Annotated in this window: 5 protein-coding genes; 4 read left to right on the top strand and 1 reads right to left on the bottom strand. The window is 36.6% G+C overall.

The features are described 5' to 3' along the window. The first annotated feature begins 97 nt into the window (after positions 1 to 97). The gene (locus F6K13_RS11180) at positions 98 to 1,132 is read left to right on the top strand and encodes an amino acid ABC transporter substrate-binding protein (RefSeq protein WP_124143607.1); all 1,035 of its coding nucleotides are present in this window, start codon (positions 98 to 100) and stop codon (positions 1,130 to 1,132) included. A gap of 18 nt (positions 1,133 to 1,150) precedes the next feature. Here F6K13_RS11180 and F6K13_RS11185 read toward each other — a convergent pair whose 3' ends face one another. Next, on the bottom strand, positions 1,151 to 2,416 hold the full coding sequence (locus F6K13_RS11185; protein WP_124143606.1) for an RNA-guided endonuclease TnpB family protein: 1,266 nt from the start codon (positions 2,414 to 2,416) through the stop codon (positions 1,151 to 1,153). Between the two features lie 225 nt (positions 2,417 to 2,641). Between F6K13_RS11185 and F6K13_RS11190 the strand changes: the two genes are divergently transcribed. From F6K13_RS11190 to F6K13_RS11200, 3 genes are all read left to right on the top strand, one after another. Continuing rightward, positions 2,642 to 3,691, top strand: a complete 1,050-nt coding sequence (locus tag F6K13_RS11190; RefSeq protein ID WP_124143605.1) for an amino acid ABC transporter substrate-binding protein — start codon at positions 2,642 to 2,644, stop codon at positions 3,689 to 3,691. Between the two features lie 176 nt (positions 3,692 to 3,867). After that, entirely contained in the window at positions 3,868 to 5,034 is a 1,167-nt protein-coding gene (locus F6K13_RS11195) for an amino acid ABC transporter permease (protein ID WP_124154182.1), read from the top strand. A gap of 1,059 nt (positions 5,035 to 6,093) precedes the next feature. Next, on the top strand, positions 6,094 to 7,215 hold a 1,122-nt coding region (locus F6K13_RS11200; protein ID WP_287287398.1), incomplete at its 3' end, for an amino acid ABC transporter permease.

Consider the following 7,215-nt stretch of genomic DNA (forward strand, 5'->3'; position numbering starts at 1 on the left):
TATTTACTTGAAATCCTCCAGAAGCGATCGCTAAGTTAAACGTTATGGTAGTTTTGAATAGGTTATTTTTCCCAGATTAAAAAAATCTTAATAAACTATGCAAAAATGCTTATCTCTACTAATAGCAACTGTGTTAATGGTACTACCATTAACAGCCTGCGAAGAAGAAAGTCAACAAACCACCAGTCGTCTAGATATAGTCAAAGAGCGTGGTAAATTAAACTGTGGGGTAGAAGGAGCTATACCAGGATTTAGCTTTGTAGACCAAAATGGCAACTACTCAGGAATAGATGTGGATATTTGTAAGGCAGTTGCAGCAGCTTTATTTAACGATCCAAATGCTGTAGAATATCGTAACCTAGATTCAACTGAACGTTTCACAGCTTTGAATGGTGGAGAAGTAGATATGCTTTCTCGAAACACAACTTGGACAGTAAGTCGGGATACCACCGTTGGTCTAGAGTTTGCCCCCACAACATTTTATGATGGTCAAGGGATGATGGTCCGTACTGATAGTGGGATTAATTCTTTGGAGGGTTTGGAAGGCAAATCAATTTGTGTTGAAGCAGGTACAACCACAGAACTAAATTTAACAGACAATCTCCGTAAACGAAACATTGAAGCAGAGACATTAACATTTCAACAAGCAGACCCTGCTTATGCTGCTTATGCAGAAGGACGTTGTGATGGGATGACTTCTGATAAATCTCAGTTATTGGGTCGTCGTAGTACTCTACCTAATCCAGATACTCATACTATCCTAGATGTTACTATGTCCAAGGAACCTTTAGGTCCTGTGACGAAAAATAATGATTCAGCTTGGTTTGACGTGGTTAAGTGGGTAACTTACGCTTTGATAGAAGCAGAAGAGTTAGGTATTACCCAAGCAAATGTAGATGAAAAGAAAAATTCTGATGACCCCACAGTCAAACGCTTTTTAGGAGTAGAGGGAGACCTAGGTGAAGGTTTGGGTTTGAGTAATGATTTTGCTTATAGAGTTATTAAGCAAGTAGGCAACTATGGTGAAGTTTATGACCGTAATTTAGGAGCACAATCTCAATTTAAGTTACCTCGCGGTCAAAATAATTTATGGACAAATGGTGGATTACTTTATTCTCCTCCATTCCGGTGACATCCTCCCGGCGCTGAATCAATAGATAAAGCGCGGGCTTCCAACATCACTGTTAGATATTGCTGCCCTACGCCACTTGTCTAGGTAAAAAGCCCCCGACAGCCCGACTTGACAGCCAATTTCTTTCCCCCAGAGTCCCTGGGTACTAAGTGCTTCGTAGCCTCGGTTACAGATTTCCTGAGCTGAGGCTATGTCGCGATCGACCTCATACTTACATTCTGGGCAGCTATGCCATCTATCAGACAGTTCTTTCCTCACTTCAATTCGGCAGTTTGGGCAGGTTTGAGATGTCCCCTTGTGGTCTACTTCGGCGACATATACCCCTCGCTTTTTTCCCACATAAGAAAGAATACTCCGAAACTGCCCAAAAGCCGCATCAATCGTGTGTTTGCCAAGAAATCCTTTTGCCATAACTCGGAAATCAATATCCTCAACGAAGATTGTTCCGGCCATGTCACACAATTTGTGAGCTAACTTGAACTGATAGTCTTTGCGCTTGAAACCGATATGATTGTGCTGCTTTTCTACTTTAATCCTGGCTGTTTCATAGTTAGCAGAACGTTTTTTCTTCTTCGACAATCTGCGTTGTAGCACTTTCAGCCGACGATGCTCTGTTGCAAAGAATTTGCGTCCTGGTTCTGTAAAGCCGTCACTGGTTGCCAGATAACTGTTCAGTCCGATATCTATTCCCACGAAATGACCATGAGGCTCTGGTTCTGGTATAGAAATATCAGATTGAATGGCAATAACAGCAAACCACCCCATCGCTTTTTTGAGAATTCTGACTTGTTTGACAACAAACCCGTCAGGGATTGGTCGATGCAAGTTGATTTGGACTCTCCCTAACTTGGGTAACTTGATTTGCCACCCTGTAATTGGGTTGGTGGAAAACTGAGGGAAAAGTATCGACTTCATTTGTCCATACTTTTTGTACCTAGGAAATCCGTAACCTCTATTCTGGAAAAAGTCCCAAGCATCCTGCAATCTCCTGATGGTTGTTTGCAGAACCTGAGAGGGGACTGCTGCTAAACGAGGAAACTCTTTTTTAGCTTTGGGGAGTTTGTTTTGCTGTTGCTGATACCCAGGGAATGGATAATCGGCGCTCATTATGTACTCTGACTCCAAGCTACACCTATCTACTGGACACTTTCTAGAAGCAATCCAGTCTTTCAGTTCCCTGAGCGCGTAGTTGTAAGTTACTCGACAAGTTTCGAGCCATTCATTGAGCAACTCGACTTGTTTTTGATCGGGGTAAATGCGATAGGTGTAGTTTAGATTTAGCATGAAAAGAATCTTACCACAAAAAACAGATTGTAGTAACTGCTAATTTTACCGGGTTTGACCGGATAAAATTAGCTTGGGGGAGTCGATGTATCCCGGCGCTAATTATCCGCGAATATAGCGCGGGACTTATAGCTCCCCCAAACCCCCTCAAAAGTTAAAGGAGAGGCTTTAAACCTTAATTATTCGGTAAATGAAAAGTTCTTAGCAGGAGAGTGAAAAGAAATTATGCAAAAATGGGTATATTTGCTATTGACAATTTTGCTATTTTCCACATACTTGACATCTTGTGAAAATTCCCAATCTGAACCAACCCCACCAGGAAAAAGTCGTTTAGATGTTGTGAAAGAACGTGGCAAACTACATTGTGGTGTAGAAGGATACATACCCGGATTTAGTTTTGTAGACAAAAATGGCAACTATTCCGGAATAGATGTGGATATTTGCAAGGCAGTAGCAGCAGCTTTATTTAATGACCAAAATGCTATAGAGTATCGTAACCTAGATTCAACTGAGCGTTTCACAGCTCTCAATGGTGGAGAAGTAGATATGCTTTCTCGAAACACAGCTTGGACAGTAAGTCGAGATACCACCGTAGGTCTAGAATTTGCCCCCACAACATTTTATGATGGTCAAGGAATGATGGTTCGTGCTGATAGTGGAATTAAATCTTTAAAGGACCTCGAAGGTAAATCAATTTGTGTTGAAGCAGGTACGACCAGAGAACTTATTTTATCAGATAATCTCCTTAAACGAAATATTCAAGCTGAGACATTAACATTTCAACAAGCAGACTCAGCTTATGCTGCTTATGCAGAAGAAGGACGTTGTGATGGGATAACTTCCGATAAATCTCAGTTATTGGGTCGTCGTAGCACTTTACCTAATTCCGAACAACATATTATTTTAAATACTAACCTTTCAAAAGAACCTTTAAGTCCAGCAACAAAGAATAATGATTCAGCTTGGTTTGATGTAATTAAATGGGTAATTTATGCTTTGATAGAAGCTGAAGAATTAGGTATTACTCAAGCAAATGTAGACGAGAATAAAAATTCTGATGACCCAACAATAAGACGTTTTTTAGGAGTAGAAGGAAATATAGGTGAAGGTCTAGGTTTAAGTAATGATTTTGTCTATCGTGTAATTAAACAAGTAGGCAACTATGGTGAAATTTATGACCGAAACCTAGGAAAAAATTCTCCATTTAAACTGCCTCGCGGTCAAAATAATTTGTGGACTAATGGAGGTTTACTTTATTCACCTCCCTTTCGCTAAAAATTTTAAATTTTAAACAATAATGCCATTTTCAAAAAATATTGCTACATTGGCTATTCAAGGTATTAGGTGTTAGGTGGTAGGTGGTAGGTATAAGAAATAAACAGTGAAGATTTTTCAATTCCGTTCAGCATCTATATTTTACTGTAACAATCTTTCTTGAATTTGGTATAAAAATGATTGACCAGGAAAATCAAAAAATTCCACTATGGCGAGATGAAAGATTTTGGCGTATTGCCTTACAAGTTATCGCTATAGTAATTTTTGTTGCGGTTGTAGCTATAATGATTAGCAATCTTAACCGTAATTTAGTACAACAAGGTACAAAATTTGGATTTAGTTTTCTAGGAAACGAAGCTGGATTTAGTATTAGTGAAAGTCTCATTCCCTACAAAGCAAAAGACCCCTATAATCAAGTATTATTAGCAGGTCTGATTAATTCTCTGCGGGTAATGATTTTGGGAATTTTCTTCACAACAATAGTCGGAATATTAGCAGGAATTACTAGCTTTTCCGAAAACTGGTTACTACGAAATTTGAATCGGGTTTATGTAGAAGTTGTCAGAAATACCCCTCTACTATTACAGTTATTTTTCTGGTATTTTGCAGTTTTTTTCACTCTTCCCAAACCAGAAGAAAAATTAGAATTACCAGGACCAATATTTATGAGTAAACGAGGAATATCTATTCCTTGGCCGGAAAATACTCAGAATGTTTGGTTATGGTTAATAGTTTTGGTCTTAGGAGCGATCGCTGTTATATTTATTTGGCAGTGGCGAAATAAGTTAATGACGGAAAAAGCTACCTCTGGTCAACCTCAACTTATCGCTGTAATTAGTATTGGAATTATCGAATTATTAATTATTATATTTGCTCTAGGTTGGCAACCACCAATAGCAACAGAAACAGGCGCAACAGAAGGGGGATTAAATTTAACATTAGAACTGTCAGCTTTACTGGTAGGATTAGTATTTTATACAGGTGCATTTATTGCTGAAATTGTTCGTTCCGGCATTCAAGCAGTACCAAAAGGACAATGGGAAGCAGCAAAATCTTTAGGATTAAAATCTAGTTTAGTCATGCGGTTGGTAATTTTTCCCCAAGCATTAAGGGTAATGATTCCACCATTAAATAGTCAATATATGAACTTAGCAAAAAACTCTAGTTTAGCAATAGCTATTGGTTATCCAGATTTATATTCCGTTGCTAATACTACTTATAATCAAACAGGTCGTCCAGTAGAAGTATTTATTCTAATTATGGCAGTTTATCTTTTGATAAATTTGATAATTTCATTGTCTATGAATTCCTTAAATAAAAGCGTTCAACTCAAAGAAAGATAACAAAACAATGAATAATGAATAATGAATAATTATTAATTAGGGTTTGCTGAATCAAGTATGAGTGCTAGGGGTAGAAGTCAGGAGTCATAAATCAGGAAAAATAGGAATTATAAATGAGGTAGTCGGAAAAGTTTTCCCTTAATTTTTCTGTCATAATCATCCCGAAACAATAGCTTTATGCAGCTCTTTCCACCGAAAAGCTCATACTTTTTTAGACAAAAAAATGCTACAACCAATATCAGTCAATGCTTTAATATTAAATCAGCAAGCCCTAATTAATAATTACCGAATAATTAATAATTATTAATTAAATAATTTTGCTTTAAAGCCTCCCCTTTCAAAGGCAAAAAAGCGGTCGATATTCGGAGCTTCCCGAAGGGTGGGATGGATGGGTTTCCTAACCATATCCAATCGACCAAGAGAAGAAATAATATTTCCTTATTTTCAATTCCGTAACGGTTTTAACCTTCTTGTAATTATCAATTATCCATTATCAATTAATGAACTCTCCTTACGTCACAAAAATAATGGCAATTCACCACCAGCGAAAAATCCTCCCATCTCCCTAACTCCTCCGCTCCCCTTGAGGGTTTTGGACTGAAAACCAGGCAGTTTTTTCAACCCTAAAAACACTTTAGCCAATATCAGTCAATGCTTTGAGATTAGATAGTTCAGCAATTAACAATTAACAATTAATAATTAATAATTACTTCTTCTTAAAACGGATAGGATTGACTAAAATGATTTTTTTAAGTAGTCGTGCAAAATCAATTTCCTAGTTGAGAGAGGGAACAGGGAACAGGGAACAGGGAACAGGGAACAGGGAGAAATAATTGATAACTTCTGGATAAGATTGGAGATATATAATAAAATGTGTAATTAATTTTGCATAAGAACTAATGTGTAATTAATTTTGCATAAGCACTTATTTTGTCCCCTATCCAAGGGGCTGCTTCAAGGCGTGAATTGTTGAATTAATAATTATTAACTATCAACTATCAACTATCAACTATCAACTCTTAATTATTAATTATTAATTATTCGGTAAACCCTAATTATATGAAAACAATTAATACTAATAAATCATCAGCACCTCCATTTCAGGAAAATAATCCTATAGAATGGCTCAGACAAAATTTTTTTAGTACCTGGTATAACACCTTATTAACTATTATCTTACTCAGCATTATTACCAAGGGAATAACAGGTTTTATCTCTTGGGCAACAACTCAAGCAGAATGGGAAGTAATCAAAGTTAATTTGCCATTATTAATGGTAGGTAGATATCCTAAAGACCAATATTGGCGCATCTGGTTAATAGTTAGCATAATTTCTAGTTTATCTGGTTTCTCTTGGGGAATTATTGCCAGAAACTCAGCCACATTATTTTCCCAACCAGTATTAATTTTTCTAGCTGTCATACCTGCCATTTTATTATTAATTCCAGTAACAACCCCATTCAAACTCTTACTAATAGGAATAGTTATTTTAGTTATTAGTACTGCATGGGTAGGAAAAATTTTAGGCAAAAAAATTCCAAATATAGGTAAATACATATCTTTTATTTGGTTTATAGCCTTTCTCTTAATTATCTGGTTAATCGGAGGAGGATTAGGTTTAAAATCTGTATCTACAAACGACTGGGGAGGTTTAATGTTAACTATATTAATGGCTATAGTTAGCATTTTTCTATCTTTTCCTCTAGGAATTTTATTAGCTTTAGGCAGACAAAGTAAATTACCAGTAATCAAAATATTTTCTATTGGTTATATTGAAATTATCCGAGGATTACCTTTAATATCAATCTTATTTATGGGGCAAATTATGATTCCCCTATTTCTACCAGATGGAATGCGACCAGACCGGATTTTACGAGCAATATTAGGATTAACTTTATTTAGTTCAGCTTACCTAGCAGAAAATATTAGAGGAGGTTTACAGTCCGTACCAAGAGGTCAAACAGAAGCAGCAAAAGCATTAGGTTTTAATACTCCATTAGCATTAGGATTAATTGTATTACCCCAAGCATTAAAAGTTGCTATTCCCTCAATTGTAGGTCAGTTTATTAGTCTATTTCAGGATACAACTTTATTATCAATCGTCGGATTATCAGAATTATTACGCATGAGTCGCTCAATCTTAGCTCAACCACAATTTTTAGGAGATTATGCAGAAGTTTAT

This window comes from Okeania sp. SIO2B9 (assembly GCF_010672505.1).
In the GTDB taxonomy this organism is placed as follows: Bacteria; Cyanobacteriota; Cyanobacteriia; order Cyanobacteriales; family Microcoleaceae; genus Okeania; species Okeania hirsuta.